Here is a 19640-nt window from a genome sequence, read left to right as displayed (position 1 = left end):
TTACCTCTGCAACATTCGCATGTAAGAAAAGTCGTAAGAAATGCAGTTTGAATTCAATAAAAAAGGATCCCATTAGGGATCCTTTTTTGTATCTGGAGAAATAGGTTTTGTTGGTTATTAAAAACCAATGTGATTTAGAGCTACCATTATTTAGAACTTAACACCGAGGCAGGGTTCAACTTCGCCGCTCGTGATGCTGGGTACCATGTTGCCAGCAAGCTCAACACAATCGCTGTTCCTGAAACGACAATTACATCCATCATATTCAGTTGTGATGGCAAGAAGTCGACAAAGTAGATATCACCCGACAAGAACTGGTGATCGACCAACTTCTCAAGCCCTTTGATAAGCGTGGTGAGATTAAGTGCCACTAACACGCCTATTGCACTACCCACCAAGCTGCCTAACACCCCCGAGAATACGCCCTGCCAAACGAAAATACGTTTTACAAGGCCGTCCGACGCGCCCATGGTTCTTAATATTGCGATCTCTGATGCTCTGTCTTTTACTGCCATCATTAGAGTCGAGACAATGTTGAAACAAGCCACACCAATAACCAGTACCATCACCAGATACATAATGGTGCGAACCAGTTGGATATCTCGATATAAGAAACCAAATTTCTGTTGCCAACTGCGCAGATACACATACACATCTAGCTGATTACCCACTTCACGCACAATCGAATTGGCATTCAGTACATCGGTTACTTTTAAAGAAATCCCTGTCACAGCCTCACCCAAGTTTGCGTAAACCTGAGCATCACCAAGAGGGATCAAAGCCAAGCTGTGGTCAATCTGGCCATTAAGAGTCAGCAAACCCACCACTTTAACTCGAACACGCTTGGGCGCCTGAACCTTCACCGTACCATTCACAGTCGGAATCATCAGGGTTAGGTAATCGCCGACTTTTGCGCCGAGCACATTCGCGACACCAGAACCTAAGATGATCTGCTGTTGCCCTGCCTTAAATTCACTCCAAGCTTGTTTATCGATAAACTTAGACAGGCTTGATACTTCTTGCTCACGCTTAGGATCAACACCGCGCACTTCGATCGCTTTCAGCTCTTTGCCCTTTTCAGCAAGCGCTGTAATTTTCACATAAGGCGCTGCTGCCACAACCTTGTCGTGTTTCTCGGACTGTTCAATCACATGCTCCCAGCGAGTGACTGGTTCATTCACGCCCTCAAACTCACCGTGTGGAATAACAGAAAGCACGCGTGATTCAAGCTCACGCTCAAACCCATTCATGGCTGACAAGCCAATAATGATCACCGCCACACCAACCGCAATGCCAATTGTCGAAGACAAAGAGATGAACGACACCATCTTGTCTCGTTGTTTGGCTCGGCTAAAGCGGCCGCCTATCAATAAAGATAAAGAAGAAAACACTTAGCTCTCCTCTTTTTCTACGTTAACCAACAAGCCATCTTGCATATGAAGTTGACGATCCATCTTGCCTGCAAGTTCACCATCGTGGGTTACTACCAAGAAAGCAGTATCGTATTCACGGTTCAACTCACGCATTAAGTCGTAAATAGAAAGCGCTGTGTTGTGATCGAGGTTACCCGTCGGTTCATCAGCTAAAACTAAAGCAGGTTTATTTACCAATGCACGAGCAATTGCCACACGCTGTCTTTCACCACCAGAAAGCTCTGAAGGTCGGTGATCAACACGATGACTCAGCCCGACTTTATCAAGTAACAATTGTGCTTCTTGTTTTGCTTTCGCAGGTTTCTCGCCGCCGATAAGTAATGGCATAGCCACGTTTTCTAGTGCAGAGAAATCAGAAAGCAGATGGTGGAATTGATAAACAAAACCGAGATGCTGGTTACGCAGCTTGGCTTGCTTATTCGAACTTAAAGACGCTAAGTCTTGACCAAGAAAACTCACACTGCCCGCAGAGGCATCATCTAAAGCGCCTAATATATGCAGTAGCGTACTTTTACCTGAACCAGAGGTACCAATGATCGAGACCAGTTCCCCTTTCTCAATTTCAAAGCTAACACCTTTAAGGACTTCGGTATCCAACGAGCCTTCACGGTACGTTTTACGGATATCATTACATTGAAGAAAATTACTCATAACGAAGGGCCTCAGCAGGTTTCACAGACGATGCACGATAAGAAGGGAAAACAGTGGCAATCAAGCTAAGTGCAATAGCCAGAACCACAACAACGGCGATTTGAATTGGGTTAATCATGATTGGCAATTGCCCACCAAACGAGAACAGAGCAACACCCATCGCCTCTAAAATAGTATTCAAGTTCATGGCTAAGACAACGCCTAACACGCCACCCGATAGCGCGCCAATCACGCCGCTACTTGCGCCTTGAACCATAAAGATACCCATCACTTGACCATCGCTCATGCCTTGTGTTTTAAGAATCGCGACCTCAGATTGCTTTTCCATCACCACCATAATCAGCGCAGAGATAATATTGAATGCAGCAACACCGATGATCAGCCCAAGCATCAAGCCCATCATATTCTTTTCCATACGCACGGCTTGGAACAGCTCGCCGCGTTGGTCACGCCAATCACTCCACAACCAGCCATCTGGCAACGGTTGATTTGACAGTTCCGCGACTTCAAACGGGTCATCAAAAAACAATCGCCAGCCTGAAATCGTGTCCGACTTGTAACGCATCAATCGTCCTGCATCTTGGATGTTGCTGACCATTAGCTGAGCATCAATATCCGAACCCGTATTAAAGATACCGGCTACCGTGAAATTTCGTTGGCTTGGAATACGCCCAAATGGTGTGTATTGACTCGCGCTGGTCACCATTAAACGAACTTTATCGCCCATGGATACTTTCAAGTTTCTCGCCAAAGTATGACCAAGGAACAGCTGATATTGCCCAGCTTCGAGTGAAGACAAGCGGCCTGCAATTAAGTGGTCCTGAAGTGGGTCATCGGAATTTGGCTCTATACCGATTAAAAGGCCAGCCGACAATTGAGCCGGGCTCTGAATCACCGCCTCACTGCGTACAATCGGTTCGACGTGGCCATTAAGCGAGATTTGTTCTGCGAAGCTTGGGGCTTTTTCAGAAAGCGAGGTCGTGCCTCCTTGCTCATAAACCACAGCTTGAGGAAGAACGCCGAGAATTCGGTCTTTTAATTGCGCTTCGAATCCATTCATTACCGATAAAACAGTAATCAAAGACAGCACACCAATGGTGATACCTGCCGTCGACATGTAAGAAACAAAACGGCTAAAGCGATCACCTGAACGGCCTTTCAAATAACGCAGGCCAACAAACATTGAAATAGGATGAAACATACTTTGAACCATCAAAAAGGGATGCGGGTTAATGTAACGGGTATTGCTGTTACTGTGTAGGGGGTAATTGAAAATATAGAGTGAATTAACTCAATTAGTTAGGCCTAAAAAACAGAACCCTGTCAAAACACCAAATTTCAAACAACTATTTGATAGTTTCAATTAACTGACCTTGATTACTGCGGCCACATAGCGATAATCAATAGATCACTTCAAGGAACTAACGCATGACAGAACAAGAGTTTTTCACCGTTCACCACAGCCTTACCGCTAATATAGAACCAATGGAAAGTAACTTCACTTTACCTTCTCAAATTCAGTTCGAATCGGAGATCCCTGCCCCTTTCGTTGTGGCGAGTGAATTTAGCCAATTGGACCTGTTAGCCGACAGTGCTCGTGCTGAACTGAAAAACAGCGACTTGAAGAATGTCACCAGTTTATTGGATGCACAAAACTCTAAATTAAACCTGTTGTTGAGCTTTATGTTATCGCAGCAAGATGAAGAGAAGTTTCGCACTCACACCTACTCTTTCGGTGCGAGTCAATTTTCCTGTTTTTCAAAAACAGATATCGAAGCAGGACGTTTGGTAAAAGCTAAGCTGTTCCTCGAACACCCTGCCTCAGCCATTTATTGCTATGCGGAAGTGTTTGCGAGCCAACCTAAAGATTCAGGTTTCGAAATCAACTTCAAATACGCTCACCTTCGCGACACCGACCAAGACCTGCTAATCAAAGCGGCACTTCATCAACAACAGAAACTTTTGCGTCAACGCTCTCTAGAACGAGATAACAAGTAAATTAACATGACCAAACAATCTATTTTTACACTACCTACACTCAAAGGAGCCGGTGACAAAAAGCACATCGGTAACCTAGTCGGTTCGTCTCTCGCTCTAGCTATCGCTAAACTCGCAGAGCAGCATAACAGCCATACAGTACTTGCAGTGCCAGACCCACAAGTCGCACTTAAGCTGCAATCTGAAATTGAACAGTTTACGGCACATGAAGTCGCACTATTCCCAGACTGGGAAACACTGCCTTACGACAGCTTTTCGCCGCACCAAGAGATCATTTCCGATCGTATCGCGCGCCTTTATGCCTTACCTACATTAAAAGACGGTATTACGATCGTACCGATCAGCACGCTACTTCAACGTCAATCACCGCGTGACTTTTTGCTGCAACACACCCTAATGGTGAAAACGGGCGATCTCTACTCTTTAGAGAAACTGCGCCTGCAGCTTGAAAAATCTGGCTATCGTTACGTAGACCAGGTGTTTGGTCCGGGTGAATACGCGAGCCGCGGTTCTATTCTCGACCTTTTCCCAATGGGTAGTAAAGACCCGTATCGTATCGACTTCTTCGATGATGAGATCGATACCATTCGTACCTTCGATCCTGAAAACCAACGTTCTATCGAAGACATCTCTGAGATCCGCCTGTTACCTGCTCACGAATTTCCAACCTCAGAAACGGCGATTGAAGATTTCCGTATTCGTTGGCGTCAACAGTTTGATGCCCGTCGTGAACCAGAATCGGTTTATATGCAGGTATCTAAAGGTACATGGCCGGCTGGTATTGAGTATTGGCAACCACTGTTCTTCGATCACACAGAAACACTTTTTGACTATGTTGCCGATGAAGCGCAACTCTTGGTTCTCGGTGACGTAGAAACCGCTGTTGATTCATTCCTTGCTGATGTCGCTCACAGATACGAACAGCGCGGTGTTGATCCATTACGACCACTGCTGACACCTGAACAACTTTGGTTAAAGAAAGACGAGCTGTTCGCTCACTTCAAACAGAAGCCACAGGTCAACCTGAGTCTAGACTCGATTGAAGAGAAAGCAGGCCGCACTAATTTGCCTGTCGTATCATTACCTGACCTCAGCGTTCAACATCAAAATAAAGAGCCTTTAGCTAACCTAAGAAAGTTCACGGAAGCCTTCGAGGGCAAAGTGGTATTTTCGGTTGAATCAGAAGGTCGCCGTGAAGCTCTGAGTGAACTGCTTCGTGGTATTAAAGTTCGACCAAGCGAAGTTGAAAACCTCGATGCCGCAATTAAAGGCAAAGACAAGTTCAGCCTAATCCTTGGCTCAGCTGAACACGGCTTTATCCATGAAGAGCAAAACATCGCGCTTATCTGTGAAAGCGACCTACTTGGCGATCGCGTTGTTCAGCGTCGTAAGAAAGATAAGAAAAGCGTCAACAGCGACACCGTAATTCGTCACCTTGCGGAACTTAAACCGGGTCAGCCTGTTGTTCACATTGACCACGGTATTGGTCGCTACATTGGCTTGCAAACACTCGAAGCCGGTGGAATGAAAACCGAATACGTAACGCTTGAGTATCAAAACGATGCCAAGTTGTACGTACCTGTTGCTTCTTTGAATCTTATTGGACGCTACTCTGGCGGCGCTGAAGACTCTGCACCACTGCATAAGCTCGGTGGCGAAGCATGGCAGAAAGCGCGTAAACGTGCGGCAGAGAAAGTCCGTGACGTGGCCGCAGAATTACTGGATGTTTACGCCAAGCGTGAACTGAAACCGGGCTACAAATTTGTATTGGATCGCGGTCAATACGCAACCTTCAAATCTGGCTTCCCGTTTGAAGAAACCGACGACCAAGCGATGGCAATTAATGCGGTTATGTCTGACATGTGCCAAGCAAAAGCCATGGATCGCTTAGTGTGTGGTGATGTTGGTTTTGGTAAGACAGAAGTGGCGATGCGCGCGGCATTCGTTTGTACGGATAACAGTAAACAAGTGGCGGTGTTAGTTCCAACCACCCTACTTGCTCAGCAACACTTCGAAAACTTCCGCGACCGTTTCGCCAACTTGCCGATTCGTGTTGAAGTTCTGTCTCGATTCAAATCAGCCAAAGAACAGAAATTAATCATGCAAGATGTCGCAGACGGTAAGGTCGATATCTTGGTCGGTACTCACAAGCTGCTTTCTAGCGATATTAAGTTCAAAGACCTTGGCTTGCTGGTTGTCGATGAAGAGCACCGTTTTGGTGTACGTCAAAAAGAAAAAGTGAAAGCGATGCGTGCGGATGTAGACATCCTAACGTTAACCGCAACGCCTATTCCACGAACGCTAAATATGGCGATGAGTGGCATGCGTGACTTGTCTATCATCGCAACGCCGCCTGCACGACGCTTAGCAATCAAAACCTTTGTTCGTCAAAGTGATGATGCAGTGGTGAGAGAAGCGGTACTTCGTGAAATCATGCGTGGTGGTCAGGTGTACTTCCTGCACAACCAAGTCGATACGATTGAGAAAACGGCTGAATCACTACAGAAACTAATTCCAGAAGCGCGCGTGACTGTGGCCCATGGTCAAATGCGAGAGCGTGAACTAGAGCGCATCATGAATGACTTCTACCACCAGCGCTTTAACCTTCTGGTGTGTACAACCATCATTGAGACCGGTATCGATGTTCCAACAGCGAATACCATCTTAATGGACAGAGCCGATAACCTTGGTTTAGCACAGCTGCACCAATTACGTGGTCGTGTGGGTCGTTCTCACCACCAAGCTTATGCTTACTTGTTAACGCCTCACCCTAAAGCAATGACCAAAGATGCAATCAAGCGACTAGACGCGATTGCCTCTCTGGAGGACTTGGGCGCGGGCTTCACCCTAGCAACTCACGATTTAGAGATTCGTGGTGCAGGTGAGCTATTGGGTGATGAGCAGAGTGGTCAGATTCAGTCGGTTGGCTTTACCTTGTACATGGAGATGCTTGAACAAGCGGTTGAAGCATTGAAAGAAGGTCGCGAGCCTTCACTTGATGACCTATTGCGTGAGCAAACCGAGATAGAAATGCGCTTACCTGCACTATTGCCAGACGACTATATCCCAGACATCAACACGCGTTTATCAACATACAAACGTATTGCGAGTGTAAGTGATACCGATGAGTTGGCTGAACTTAAAGTTGAGTTGATCGATCGCTTCGGTATTCTTCCAGATGCCACCAAGAACTTGTTGTCAGTTTCTGAGCTTAAGTTAGCGGCAGCGTCTATTAAAGCGAAGAAAATTGAGGCTCACGATAAGGGCGGATTCTTAGAATTCTACCCGGATGCTGACATAAACCCGGCCTACCTTGTTAAACTGTTGCAATCTCAACCGCAAAAGTTTTCAATGGAAGGACCAACTAAGTTCAAGTTTACGATACCATTGGTCGACAGACGGAAACGAATTCAATTTGTTAGTGATTTATTGGGCGAATTCAGACAAAACTTGCTGCCTTCAGCATAAGACCCAATCCACTTGCACATATAAATTATCCAGCCGGTAGTTCGGCTGGAAGACGGAGTAAAAATGAAAAGACTGATCCCACTGCTACTATTGTTCGTCTCACTGCCAAGTTTGGCGCAGAGACAATTTGATATAGAAGTGATCATTTTTAAGCGCGCTGTTGATGCAGAAAAAGTAAATGAATCTTGGCCAAACACACAGCCTAAGATTTCACTTGAGCGCGTTGGTTCATTTCAAGATACCCAGTACCGAGCGAAGAAAGGCGTGCAGATGCTTCCTTACTCGGAATACAAGTTAACACCTCAGAAAGACAAACTACGCAAACACGCAGGCTTTGAAGTTCTGATGCACACTGCTTGGCGTCAAGGTGACCAAGGTAAGAGCTCAGCACCTGTTTTCCACATTCAAGCAGGTAAAGACTTCTCTAAACAGTTTAATGCCGACGGCTCTGAGAAAGGCGCTGTGACTGCTTCAAATCCAGATGGCTTCCAAGAAGAGACCATTGATAAGCCGCTTTACGAATTAGATGGCAAGCTACAAATCTACGTACAGCACTATCTATATGCTGAAACGACGCTGGATTTGAAAGCGCCAAGCGTTCGTGAAGTGACGCTTCAAGAACAGCAAATTGAACTAGATTCGCCAGTAAGTGGTGCAGAGAGCAATGTTCAGGTGGGTAACCTTACTGAGATCTCTCCGACCGTTGAAGTGCAAGAGTTCCTTAAAAGCTACCGCATGGAACAAAAACGTCGCATGCGCAGTACAGAGACTCACTACCTAGACCACCCACTTCTTGGCATGGTGATTCAAGTGCGTCGCGTCGCTCAATAAGCCACGTAATCAGTCTTCAGCTAGCAGCTCAACTATTCTTATAGAGAGTGGAACTTGATATAAAGAATTGAAGTTGTATTAAGCATTGAATACGCCCTCCATTGTGAGGGCGTTTTATTAGCCATTACATGTTATTTGGTGCGTCTTATGAGCCCTGACTTTCAGATCAATACTCAGAATCTAAGCCTCAAAATCATTGAAGCCTCAGATGCTCAAGAGTTTGCTCAGCTGATCAAATCTTCACCGAGCTTATTACCTTGGGTAGACTGGTGTCATGATGAGTTTTCTATCGTCGAAGCCGAAAAGTTCATTCTGGCAACTCGCCTGAACTGGGTGAAAGCCGATGCGTTTGGTTTTGGTATCTTTGAGCGAAAAACCGATAAACTGGTCGGAATGGTGGCCATCAATGAGCTTTACCACACCTTTAACATGGCGAGTTTAGGTTATTGGGTCGGTGACGAATTTCAAAGGAGAGGCATTGCCAAAGAAGCGATGCTGGCCTTGTTTGAGTTCTGCTTTGCTCAGCTTAAGCTAACGCGCTTAGAGATCGTTTGTGATACCGAAAATCTACCAAGCCAAAAGCTGATAGAAAAGTGTGGTGCAGAGCGAGAAACCATCGCTAAGAATCGATTTCTCTTTAACGGAAAACCGAAAGATGGCGTCGTTTACTCGGTATTACCACCAACGGCTTAACCGCTACAACTCAGTGATAAGCGCAAATATCACTTAACTGGGTAAATATCACTTAACTGGCACGATCAAAAAAGAGCTCCGAAGAGCTCTTTTTTATTATCAGCGTGAAGCCATTTATCAGGCTTACCTGATTAGTGAAGCTTTAGGTTTGGACGAAGTACACGGTTAATACGACCAACCAACATCATAAGTGATGTTTTGATCAAGCCGTGAAGCGCCATCTGGTGCATGCGGTACAAAGAGATGTAAACCACACGAGCAATACGACCTTCAACCATCATCGAACCTTTAGTCAGGTTACCCATCAAGCTACCTACAGTAGAGAAACGGCTTAGTGAAACCAGTGAGCCTTTATCTTTGTAGATGTAGTCTTTCAGGTCACGACCGTTTAGCTTAGCAATGATGTTGCTGAATGCGCAGCTTGCCATTTGGTGAGCTGCTTGTGCGCGTGGTGGAACAAATGAACCATCCGCTTGTGTACATTGTGCCAAGTCACCGATAGCAAAGATGTTGTCATCCAGTGTCGTTTGCAGCGTATTTTTCACGACCAGCTGGTTGATACGGTTAGTCTCAAGACCACCAATATCTTTCATGAAATCAGGCGCTTTAATACCAGCAGCCCATACCATGATTTGCGCAGAGATCTTGTCACCGTCTTTGGTTGTTAGACCATCAGCATCAGCTTGCGTCACCATAGTATTCGTACGAACGTTAACACCAAGCTTCGTTAGCTCAGAGTGCGCTGCGCTTGAAATACGAGGAGGAAGAGCTGGAAGAATACGCTCACCCGCTTCCACTAGGTTTACGTTCAGCTTGCTTGAATCTAGATCACCGAAACCGTAAGTGCGAAGCTCTTTAACCGCGTTATGAAGCTCTGCAGAAAGCTCAACACCCGTTGCGCCCGCACCAACAATCGCGATATCTACGGTACCTTGACCGTTCTTAGCATGAAGCTTTAAGAACTGGTTGTTCATTTCAGTACGGAAACGGTGCGCTTGTTCTGGGCTATCAAGGAAAATACAGTTATCACGAACACCAGGAGTGTTGAAGTCGTTCGACGTTGAACCGAGTGCCATAACAAGAATATCGTATTCAAGTTCACGGCTTGGCATCAGCAGTTCACCGTGTTCATCTTTCAGTTCGCTCAGTGCAATCACTTTACGTTCACGATCGATGTCGTTCAGGCTGCCCATTTGGAAGTCGAAGTAATGGTTTTTTGCGTGTGCGCGGTAGCTTAATGCATCAACACCTTCATCCAGTGAGCCTGTTGCTACTTCATGAAGTAATGGTTTCCATAGGTGGCTTGCTTTACGGTCTACCAGAGTGATCTGGGCACGTTTCTTACGACCTAAAGTTCGGCCTAGCTTAGTTGCTAGTTCTAAACCACCAGCACCGCCGCCTACTACGATAATTTTTGTCACAATGACAATCCTCTACAAAATGAATAAATGGGGTTCGGTCCGATTGCTCCAACCGATAAATTCTATGTATCTACTCGGCCTTGTTGATAAGGCTGTGACATATTGGATAACCGCGAAAAAGAATAACGACAGCTCACCGAGTAGTTAGAGGGATTACAAACAACAAACATTCGTTTGTCGCTCTGCTCACATGGATAAAAAAGGCGTCTAGCTGAGAGATAGAACGCAAATTATGGGCAAGTTTTTCACTCGCTCTCAATTTTTTTTGATATTTGTCAAAATATTTTGCTTGGGAACATTATATATAGCAAAAAGATGACCGCAACAAAAATCCTTACCCGCAATGAGGATTCGCGGCTAATTAGTTAACGTTTGCGCAAACTTATCTATAAATGCACAAACTGAGCAATAAAACATATACAACTGTTTTATCAATACCGATCCCCAAGATTCAGATGTGAAAAAGCAGCACCCAAATGAGCACTGCTTTTATAAAATAATCGGAATGATTAGGCGTTCTTAAACGCTTTCATTGCCTGAAGGTGCTGAGAGATCTTTTTGAATTTATGACTCTCTTTTTCGTCCCAGATGACATCGTAGTAATCTTCGAGCTCAGCGGCTGTTTTGCTATTGTCATGAATCTCATCTTCACGAGAAAGCACCACTAAACAGCGACCTTTGTTCTTCATACGATATTGAGCGACACACTTAGTGGCGATGTCTTCGTACTCTTCTGGACGGTCAATGCGACCCACCATGTTGTTCTCAGGATGCAGATTCGGGTTGAAGACCACCTGCTTAATACCACATAAGAAACCAATACGCTCAGACCAAAAACCACCTAAACCAACACCACAAATAATAGGATGCGGATCATCGGATTGCTCTATCACTTTATGCACTTCTTTTAGCAAATGCTGCATATCGTGTTTTGGATGCAAAGTACTGTAGTTAATGAAACGAACGTCATCATCAATGAATTGCAACTGCAGTATTTTTTCGTGATTGCCCGGGCTTGTTGAGTCGAAGCCATGTAGATAGATAATCATTGTACCTCCCCCGTTGAATATTGGTACGTTTTGATCAATCTAACACGAAAAACAAGGTTTTAAAGGGAAGACCACCGAAATTATATTTTTCACTTCCTAAACGTGATCCTAGCTACATAAAGTGTGACTTAGAGCCTCTGCTTCGCGCAGATAACTTTCATCACCCCATAGCTGGTGAGCGAGCAAATACCACAGCATCGCCATCATTTGGCTTCTTGGTAACCATGCTTCAACCCCATCGAGCCAAGGCTGAACATCATGAATGCCTCGCAGCTGACAATACTTGTTAACCGCTTCCGAAACTGGCACACCTGCAACCGCAATGGTTAAAGTTAGATCAAGCCTAGGGTCGGCTAGCGCTGCGTATTCCCAATCAATAATCTTAATCTCATCACTGCTTCTTACTAAGTTGTAACCACCTAAATCAAAATGGCACAAAGATAGATCAACGCTTGGAATACTTGGAGCGGTTCGCCATTCTCGATAAATCTTGGTGCAGGTTTCCGTCTTATGAATCGCATCAAGCTGCAGCCAGTAATGGTCAACTCTCGCTGTAAAACTGAAAGGTTGGAGCGGCAATCGCGCAGTGTTAACCAGATGCACAGAGATAAGCGTTTTCAATAGGTCATCAATGCCTAACCCTTCATAAAGAGTCTCACCATCAATCCATTCAACCAGTAGCCCGTGCTCATTCACTACCATCGGGCTTGGACCAATACCAAGACGCTCAATCGTCGAGAGCACTTGATACTCTTCATGACGAGAGATAAAGAAGGCTTTGGTGATCGGTGTGATTGGGCGCCACACATAGGCTGTGCCATCGGCTGAAACCAGCTTCCAACATCGATTGGTCAAACCGCCTGTCAGAGTCTGCGCCCTAACTGGGGGCTCAGAAAAGTAACCATCAAGCGAACTCAAACTGGTATCAAGAAGCTTAGCCTCAGACCAAGAAAAAATTGCCATTGCTTATTCCCTATAAACGTCTTTGTTTCCCTACAAAAAAGACACTGACCAAAAGCCAGTGTCTTTTCATTAACAGCACATCATGTACTGCATTGGCGTGTGACCAACCTATGCACTGTCAAGCTCAAACGCAGTCAAGATTAAGCGCAGTTCATATTGAGCGCTGCCAAGACTAGACACTGTCAAAGCTGGCTGCGCTCAGTTGGCAAGTAAGCGAAATTAAAGACCCAAAAGGCTCTTAGATTGTTGCTTACGGATTTCAGTCTCGTCAGCCCACTCAATCAAGCCAGACTCAAGATCCATTAGACGCATAGTCATTTTGTAGTATACGTCTTCATCGCTACCGTCTTTCTTAACGATGCTTGATAAGTTGCCGTACAACATGTACTGAGCACCAACCATTTTACCGAACTGGATTGCTGAGCTTTGGTTTACTAACTCATCATTGTTTTGGAAGTTAAGTTGGTCACGAACAGACTCTACACGGTCCATATCAACGAAACGGAACTTACCAGAGTTCAGCATTTTAGTACTGATTGTGTCAGTGATTGACTCAGTATCGATGTGCTCGCTTGTTTTGTTCTTGATACGCTCAACGAACACGATTGGACGCTGTTCACGAGTAATGTAAGACACTGAACCAGAAGCCATCATGCTATCGACCATTTCACCCGCAATCGTTTGAAGGTCAGTTGAACCGAAATCGATTGTCGTGGTTTCTACTGCTTGTGCATCACCGTAGCTTACCTTGTTCGAACAACCGCCTAAAATAACCGCTAAACCTAGTAGCGCAATGACACTCTTTTTCATTTTTTTTCCTCAACTTATCATTGAGTGGGGTTACCCACACTCTTAAATTCTTGTCTTTGCGAATCAATGAATCCGCTTTCTGAAACTCTATTCGATGTTAACTAAAGCCAGTTGTCACTAAATCTATTCTAATCGAGCTTACTGCTCTCGGAACTGAACTCGGAACTGAGTCGCTTTAGGGTTTACCGACACTTCCGACAACGAAAGACTTTCAAAACCACGAACAATCGCTTGTTTCCAAGGGCCTTGTTTTAGGTTGACCTCAAGCCCGGCATCGTCGTACCAGTAAAAACGATAAAGGATATGTTGGTCGCCTTTATAGTTACTGTTTAAACGCACGATTCCTCGCGTATGACCGTCGACTAGATCGGTGCGGATATCTTCAACCTGTAAACGGCTACCCAATACTTTGTCACCAAAGAAAACGTTCTGAGTCAGGCTATCAACCCTTACGCCAGCTGTATTATCAGCACAACCAGCCAGAGCCATAACCGCTGCTAAGCTCACTAACCACTTTTTCATTACAGCCTCCCTAGCTGTTTATGCCACATTGTTGCGTTATTCCCTTGTCGAGAAATCCAAACCAAGGTGGTCTGCCCTTCTCGAATATCAAAGTCATACGTTTTAGCGCCCGCTTCTAACGTATATTGACCGCTATTTGCTACAAACGTGCTGCTCTTAATCTCAGCAGGCAAAGATTGCCAACTGCGTGTGTCTGGTTGCTCTGTCAGTGTGTTCCACACATTGAACAAGATGTTACCGACATCATCGCCCTTGGTTGCCTCTTTACGAATGCGGTCTTTCGCGACCACACGCAGCGCTTGGCGAATAACAATTGTCGTCATGCGCTCAGATAAATCGTTCTGAGCCATCACGTTTACATCCGTAATCAAGTGTTCTTGTAACGGTTGTCCGCTGATTCGTAACGCAGAAAATCGCTCTACGTTTTGGCTCGGGTAATATGGCAGCGCAAGAGAATATATTGCCCCTTGATCGCGACTGTCATAAACAGGTAAATCCAATCGCCAACTGTCCATAGCTTGAACCGCGCTTTGCTCTTGAAGAACAATCACACGGCCTTGACCACTACCTAGCTTCGATGATTGCTTATAGCGCTTTTCAAGTGTCTCTAAATCTTGTCTCATTCCTAAACGAGCGGCTGTCGCCATCGTTCTGTCGATGATCTCTTGGTTCTCCGGCATAACCGCCAAGGCACGTCGATAGTCGACATATGCGCTGTTTAAATCGTTCGACGCCTCATATAGCAATCCCGACAAAAACATCAAATACGCATTTTGAACCGATTGCAGCTTCTTACCCGCATCCGGATAATTTGCAAGGATACTACCGACATTGGCAGACAAGCCTTGCTTCTTCGCATCGTTAGCGGCTCTTTCTAGCTCAGCTTCACGTTGCTTCTTTGCTTGTTCTTGAACTTGGTTGGCGCGACGCATTTCAATCACCGCACCTTCTAAATCGTTTTTCTTGAGGTAGTTCAAACCGAGATAGAGGTGAAGAAAGCCTAACTCGTAATCAGGCGGCACATACTCGGTAATGTTGTCGTTAAAAGCCAACGCACCTACGCTGGTTGCACTGTCTGAAATAGAGATCACGGCTTTGTTTTGTTGATCTTTTACGGCCTGATCAGCCAGTTCAAACGAAGACTTACTCTCAGGGTACTTTTGATCCAGCAGGTTAATTCTGCCTCTTTCAAAGTTATCAAGGATGTCGCCTGCTGCGTAATCTGGTAACTCTTGTTGAGCCTCTGAATAATCCCCAGATTTCACTGCTTGATAGATAGCTTTGTTTTGCGCGCTGTAATGACTGAACAGGCTGCCTGCAGACATACTCGCACAACCTGCAGTCAACGCCGATAACAGGGCAATGGAAGCGAATCTAAACTGTTGCTTCACTTATCGTCTCCGTGCATGTTTAAAATGCCAACTTTAGTTAGTTGTCTCATTATCAAAACGAAACGTGTTGTTAAAAGGATCTTAAGCAAGTGGATACCTTGCTTTTTAGGCTCTACCTAATCGATGCCGATATTCAGACAACAGATAAAACTTAAAGTTGGCATACAAACTACAAATTTTCCAACTAGCGATTTATGTTACTTAACTCGTTAGCTTTTTTGGCTAACTCATTAATTAACGTACTAGCTCATTAGCAGAGGGCCAAGCGGACGGCCGCCCACTAAGTGCATGTGAATGTGGTAAACCTCTTGGCCACCGTGAGAATTACAGTTCACGATAAGACGGTAACCATCTTCTGCGATGCCTTCTTCTTTTGCTAACTTACGAGCAACAGTAAACATACGTCCCATCATCGCTTCATCTTCTACTTCAACATCATTGGTCGTTGGAATCAGCTTGTTCGGGATAATTAGGATATGACTAGGAGCGCGAGGGTTAATATCGCGAAACGCCGTTACTAAGTCGTCTTGGTATAGCAGATCTGCAGGAATTTCTTTATTGATGATCTTACTAAAGATGGTTTCTTCAGCCATGTTTTTCTCCGATAAAACATTTACTTTTTAATGTTTTGAGTATGCGCTATGCCGCAACAAACCACAATAAATCCGCTTTAAAGCATAATAAAAAACACCGTTCAAATCAAAGAAAACCAGTGTTAGCTCTCAAGAATGGCATGTTGATTATAACTGAGGGTTATTTTTGCCGTATGCGTCATAAAATGCGTAAGCGGAGCTCAATAGAATGCTGACAATTTTGTTAGTTTTACTTTGACCTGACATTAGGTCTGCATTTTTATTAGGGAGAAAGCCATGAAGGGATCTGTGATCAAGCGTATGTACGCTGGCTTCGCACTGATCATCATCATGTTCGCAGTCACGATAACCATCATGATGAACAGCATGAATCAGATACACAGCAATTTTGAGAGTGTCTCAGAAACCTCATTACCGCTTGTTGCGCTTTCAAATCAAACAAGTGTTCAATTGCTCTCTGCTGACAAGTCATTCAAAGACTTCTTAACCACACAAAACGCTGAACGCATGTCTGCAATGCGCACAGAGTTTGCTGCATCACAAAACTCTTTTTCTGAAGTTCTAAGCAATCTAGAAGCGGCAAGCCAGAACGACTCAACACTCATCGAACGCATCGCACAATTACGAGCGATGGAAGAACGCTACTTTACAGAAGCAGACGAAGCGATGAACAACTACGTCGCGATGTTTGAAGCACAAGAACAAGTACAAAAAGCATCACGTGACTTCCAACGCCTGCATTCAGAATTAACGGTTGGCATGAAAGAGTACGTTGCTGACCAAAAAAGTATCTCTGTCAAAGTGATGGCCAAGAGCTACTTCATCAAACTGCAAGACGCTGAGGTAATCACTTCAGATGCGCTAGCAAGCTCGGATGTTGCCTTCGTACAGAAAGCCGTAAACCAAAACAAGAAAGCAGTGACTCACCTAAACTACGCCTACCGTGGCTTGGCGACACAGCTTCCTGCACTTAAAAATGTCTTCGATGAATCGGTTCAAAAATTTACTAAAGACGTCGGCCAAAAAGGCGGCGTGTTAGACAAACACAACAACTATCTACAAGCGAAACAAGCGCTGTACGTCAACATCGCAAACCTAGCGGTTGAAGTTGACCAAGCAATGGCGGTATTGGATTCATTCAACGTGACTGCCGAAGAGCAACTTAACGCTTCACTGGCAGACGCGAGCAGCATCTACGACAAAGGCCTATTCAACGCAATTGCGATTGGTATTGTTGTCACGGTATTCGCTGCTGCAATCGGCTACCACATTGCACACAGTGTAAGAGAGCCACTAACTCGTATTCTAGGGACATTAGAAGGCCTAACTGAAGGTGACATGACTCAGCGTATCGACATTCGTTACGACAACGAATTCAGCCGCGTGAGCCGTCACATCAACACCTTGGCCGATAACCTACACAATATCCTTGTGAAGTTGAATGACGCTTCAGATGACTTAACTAAGACCGCAAGCGTAAACCAGAAGACCTCTTCTGAAACGCAGGCTCAACTGAATAGCCAACGTGAACAAACCGCGACCGTTGCAACAGCGATGACAGAGATGTCTCATTCTGTGCAAGAAGTGGCGAACAGTGCGCAAAACTCATTAACCATGGTTCAACAAGTAGAATCAGCGTCTGAATCTGGTCGTCAGATCATGAACACCAACATAAGCACCATTAACCAACTAGAGGTTCGCTTAAACGAATCGGTAGGTGCGGTGGGTGAACTGCAACAGATGAGTAGCCAAATTGGTTCAATCCTAGATGTGATTCGTGGCATCGCGGAGCAAACCAACCTACTCGCACTCAACGCAGCCATCGAAGCAGCGCGTGCGGGTGAGCAAGGTCGTGGCTTTGCGGTCGTTGCCGATGAAGTTCGAGTGCTTGCTCAGAAAACGACGCAATCGACGTCTGAAATCGAGACCATGATCAGCAACTTACAATCAAGTTCGAAGACTGCAAGCAATGTGATTGAAAGCTGTATGAGCGATATGGACATGTCGGTTCAACAAGCATCAAGTGCAAACAGTGCAATGGAAGAAATCCAAGCATTGATTCTAGAGATTAGCCACATGAGTACACATATATCTCAAGCAGCCGCTGAGCAGAGTGAAACGTCTAGCGATATTGCACGCAACATCGAAGACATCAACCACATCGCAGATAAGAGTTACCAAGCGATGTCATCGATTGCAGAAGCGAGCCAAAACCTAACGATTCTGGCAAATCAGCAGGGTGATTTGGTACATCAATTCAAACTATAGATAAATGAAGAATCGATAGATATTTAGTGAGATTGTTGAGACTTCTTACCCAATAGTGGTAACTAATTGAGCTAGGGCAACTTTTATCAAGGGTTGCCCTTGTTTTTTATGAGCTTTGTCATTATATGATTATTAAGGCTTGCTGCTTCCCGTTTTTTCTTTCACCTTTATGAGCGAGCCGCTATTAAGGAATTTATATGGCTGTTCATGTTGGCATTATCGATCAAGACCCCATTCGCTTGCTCACCCCTTTACTTGATAACCGAACGGTCAGCACTCACATCGTGTTTATCGGCGACAAAAATCAAGTCAGTATGTACAAACGTTTAGACAGCGTTTTGCAGAAGCGCGACATTACCAGTGAGTTTTTCGAAATTCCGACCATCGTAAACACGTCCGTTATCAAAGAATCTATCCAAACCCTTGCCGAAGACCTCAAAGCACGCGGCCAAGAAGTGAAGCTCAACGCAAGTTGTGGCCTACGTCACCGCCTACTTTCTGTTTACGAAGTATTCCGCACTTACCACTGGCCAATCTTCGTGGTTGAACCAAACAGCGACAAGCTTTGCTGGCTTTACCCAAATGGCAAAGAAGACGCTCAAGTTCAAGACCGCATTACTATCGACGACTACCTAACGGTATTTGGTGCTCGTGGTGAATTCAGCGATGTACAGCTGTCTCCGCAACTTGATCAGAAACTTTATGAACTGGGTGAGCGTTGGGCAAGTAACGCACTCGAACTAGGCCCTGGCCTTGCGACCTTGAACTACCTAGCAACGACCTGCCGTAAAGAACAGAAACTTGATGTTGGACTATCTGAGAAGCAACAAGGCTACCGTGAACTGAACATGCTACTGAGCGATTTGGTTGAAGCTAAGATTGCGACTTACGACAACGGTATTTTGACCTTTGCCAACGAAGATGCACGCCGCTTCTCAAACGGTGAATGGTTAGAAACTCTGGTTCACAGCACAGTGAAACAAATTCAAGATGACATGCCTACGATCCAAGACCGTTCGTTGAATGTTCAGGTATACCGTCAACTTGGTGAGCGTGAGGTTCGAAACGAGCTTGATGTTGCATCAGTAGTGAACAATAAGCTACACATCATCGAATGTAAGACCAAAGGCATGCGTGATGATGGTGATGACACCTTGTACAAACTGGAATCGCTGAGAGACCTGCTAGGTGGCCTACAAGCCCGTGCAATGCTGGTGAGCTTCCGCCCTCTTCGCCATAACGACATCACTCGAGCAGAAGATCTTGGTCTTGCATTGATTGGCCCTGACGAACTGAAAGATCTTAAAACACACCTAACGGCATGGTTTACAGCGGCTGGCGGTAATGAAGATCTAGAGTACTAATAACCAATAGACTCTAAGAGTCATACTCTCTTAAGCAAATCTAAAAAAGGCGAATGACCATTAAGTCACTCGCCTTTTTTGTTGTCTGTTTTCTCTATCGATTACTTTCAGACGACACAAAAAAATGGCCGCATCATTCGATGCGGCCATTTTCAAAATTTGAAGTCAGTTTAAGACTTAATGCT

General features: G+C 45.1%; 16 protein-coding genes. 6 read left to right on the top strand and 10 right to left on the bottom strand.

What is annotated here, in order from left to right; genetic code table 11:
• Positions 1-146: 146 nt before the first annotated feature.
• The 3 genes from lolE to lolC are packed head-to-tail and all read right to left on the bottom strand — an operon-like array spanning position 147 to position 3285.
• A complete protein-coding gene (gene lolE, locus L0992_05465; protein ID XGB68136.1) occupies positions 147-1391 on the bottom strand; it encodes a lipoprotein-releasing ABC transporter permease subunit LolE in 1245 nt (414 codons plus the stop codon).
• Positions 1392-2084: a lipoprotein-releasing ABC transporter ATP-binding protein LolD gene (lolD, locus tag L0992_05460; GenBank protein XGB68135.1), complete on the bottom strand. Its 693-nt coding sequence runs from the start codon at positions 2082-2084 to the stop codon at positions 1392-1394.
• Complete coding sequence (gene lolC / locus L0992_05455) at positions 2077-3285, bottom strand: lipoprotein-releasing ABC transporter permease subunit LolC (GenBank protein ID XGB68134.1); 1209 nt, start codon at positions 3283-3285, stop codon at positions 2077-2079. Before lolC ends, lolD begins: the two co-directional genes overlap by 8 nt.
• 227 nt (positions 3286-3512) lie before the next feature.
• On the opposite strand from lolC, the gene L0992_05450 reads away from it, so the two are divergent.
• The 4 genes from L0992_05450 to L0992_05435 all read left to right on the top strand — a co-directional run bounded on the left by L0992_05450 (position 3513) and on the right by L0992_05435 (position 9074).
• Positions 3513-4082, top strand: a complete 570-nt coding sequence (locus L0992_05450; GenBank protein ID XGB68133.1) for a PilZ domain-containing protein — start codon at positions 3513-3515, stop codon at positions 4080-4082.
• Between the two features lie 6 nt (positions 4083-4088).
• Positions 4089-7550 (top strand): transcription-repair coupling factor, encoded by a 3462-nt coding sequence (gene mfd / locus L0992_05445; GenBank protein ID XGB68132.1) that lies wholly within the window; start codon positions 4089-4091, stop codon positions 7548-7550.
• 63 nt (positions 7551-7613) lie between these two features.
• The gene (locus tag L0992_05440; protein XGB68131.1) at positions 7614-8381 is read left to right on the top strand and encodes a peptidoglycan binding protein CsiV; all 768 of its coding nucleotides are present in this window, start codon (positions 7614-7616) and stop codon (positions 8379-8381) included.
• Between the two features lie 147 nt (positions 8382-8528).
• Positions 8529-9074, top strand: a complete 546-nt coding sequence (locus tag L0992_05435; protein XGB68130.1) for a GNAT family N-acetyltransferase — start codon at positions 8529-8531, stop codon at positions 9072-9074.
• A gap of 131 nt (positions 9075-9205) precedes the next feature.
• Here the strand turns inward: L0992_05435 and L0992_05430 are convergent, their stop codons facing one another.
• The 7 genes from L0992_05430 to hinT all read right to left on the bottom strand — a co-directional run bounded on the left by L0992_05430 (position 9206) and on the right by hinT (position 15823).
• Positions 9206-10495, bottom strand: coding sequence for an NAD(P)/FAD-dependent oxidoreductase (locus L0992_05430; protein ID XGB68129.1), 1290 nt, complete (start codon positions 10493-10495; stop codon positions 9206-9208).
• A gap of 509 nt (positions 10496-11004) precedes the next feature.
• A complete protein-coding gene (gene ycfP / locus L0992_05425) occupies positions 11005-11544 on the bottom strand; it encodes an alpha/beta hydrolase YcfP (protein ID XGB68128.1) in 540 nt (179 codons plus the stop codon).
• A gap of 108 nt (positions 11545-11652) precedes the next feature.
• Positions 11653-12507: a phosphotransferase gene (locus L0992_05420; protein XGB68127.1), complete on the bottom strand. Its 855-nt coding sequence runs from the start codon at positions 12505-12507 to the stop codon at positions 11653-11655.
• A gap of 219 nt (positions 12508-12726) precedes the next feature.
• Positions 12727-13317, bottom strand: coding sequence for a penicillin-binding protein activator LpoB (gene lpoB, locus L0992_05415; GenBank protein ID XGB68126.1), 591 nt, complete (start codon positions 13315-13317; stop codon positions 12727-12729).
• A 138-nt stretch (positions 13318-13455) separates the two neighbouring features.
• Positions 13456-13839 (bottom strand): YcfL family protein, encoded by a 384-nt coding sequence (locus L0992_05410; protein XGB68125.1) that lies wholly within the window; start codon positions 13837-13839, stop codon positions 13456-13458.
• Complete coding sequence (locus L0992_05405; GenBank protein ID XGB68124.1) at positions 13839-15230, bottom strand: hypothetical protein; 1392 nt, start codon at positions 15228-15230, stop codon at positions 13839-13841. Before L0992_05405 ends, L0992_05410 begins: the two co-directional genes overlap by 1 nt.
• 242 nt (positions 15231-15472) lie before the next feature.
• A complete protein-coding gene (gene hinT, locus L0992_05400; protein XGB68123.1) occupies positions 15473-15823 on the bottom strand; it encodes a purine nucleoside phosphoramidase in 351 nt (116 codons plus the stop codon).
• A gap of 276 nt (positions 15824-16099) precedes the next feature.
• Between hinT and L0992_05395 the strand changes: the two genes are divergently transcribed.
• Positions 16100-18091, top strand: coding sequence for a methyl-accepting chemotaxis protein (locus tag L0992_05395; protein ID XGB68122.1), 1992 nt, complete (start codon positions 16100-16102; stop codon positions 18089-18091).
• Positions 18092-18288: 197 nt separating this feature from the next.
• Positions 18289-19455 (top strand): DUF1887 family protein, encoded by a 1167-nt coding sequence (locus tag L0992_05390; GenBank protein XGB68121.1) that lies wholly within the window; start codon positions 18289-18291, stop codon positions 19453-19455.
• Positions 19456-19640: the final 185 nt, after the last annotated feature.

The organism is Vibrio pomeroyi (assembly GCA_041879425.1).
Lineage (GTDB): Bacteria > Pseudomonadota > Gammaproteobacteria > Enterobacterales > Vibrionaceae > Vibrio > Vibrio pomeroyi_A.
Note: the sequence above shows the minus strand (reverse complement) of the source record. Positions and strands in the feature narration are given on the sequence as shown.

Bases quoted from the DNA above. Each gene is read 5' to 3' on its own strand.
- lolD (XGB68135.1), bottom strand. From the start codon at position 2,084: ATGAGTAATTTTCTTCAATGTAATGATATCCGTAAAACGTACCGTGAA.
- lolC (XGB68134.1), bottom strand. From the start codon at position 3,285: ATGTTTCATCCTATTTCAATGTTTGTTGGCCTGCGTTATTTGAAAGGC.
- L0992_05450 (XGB68133.1), top strand. From the start codon at position 3,513: ATGACAGAACAAGAGTTTTTCACCGTTCACCACAGCCTTACCGCTAAT.
- mfd (XGB68132.1), top strand. From the start codon at position 4,089: ATGACCAAACAATCTATTTTTACACTACCTACACTCAAAGGAGCCGGT.
- L0992_05440 (XGB68131.1), top strand. From the start codon at position 7,614: ATGAAAAGACTGATCCCACTGCTACTATTGTTCGTCTCACTGCCAAGT.
- L0992_05435 (XGB68130.1), top strand. From the start codon at position 8,529: ATGAGCCCTGACTTTCAGATCAATACTCAGAATCTAAGCCTCAAAATC.
- ycfP (XGB68128.1), bottom strand. From the start codon at position 11,544: ATGATTATCTATCTACATGGCTTCGACTCAACAAGCCCGGGCAATCAC.
- L0992_05420 (XGB68127.1), bottom strand. From the start codon at position 12,507: ATGGCAATTTTTTCTTGGTCTGAGGCTAAGCTTCTTGATACCAGTTTG.
- lpoB (XGB68126.1), bottom strand. From the start codon at position 13,317: ATGAAAAAGAGTGTCATTGCGCTACTAGGTTTAGCGGTTATTTTAGGC.
- L0992_05410 (XGB68125.1), bottom strand. From the start codon at position 13,839: ATGAAAAAGTGGTTAGTGAGCTTAGCAGCGGTTATGGCTCTGGCTGGT.
- hinT (XGB68123.1), bottom strand. From the start codon at position 15,823: ATGGCTGAAGAAACCATCTTTAGTAAGATCATCAATAAAGAAATTCCT.
- L0992_05395 (XGB68122.1), top strand. From the start codon at position 16,100: ATGAAGGGATCTGTGATCAAGCGTATGTACGCTGGCTTCGCACTGATC.
- L0992_05390 (XGB68121.1), top strand. From the start codon at position 18,289: ATGGCTGTTCATGTTGGCATTATCGATCAAGACCCCATTCGCTTGCTC.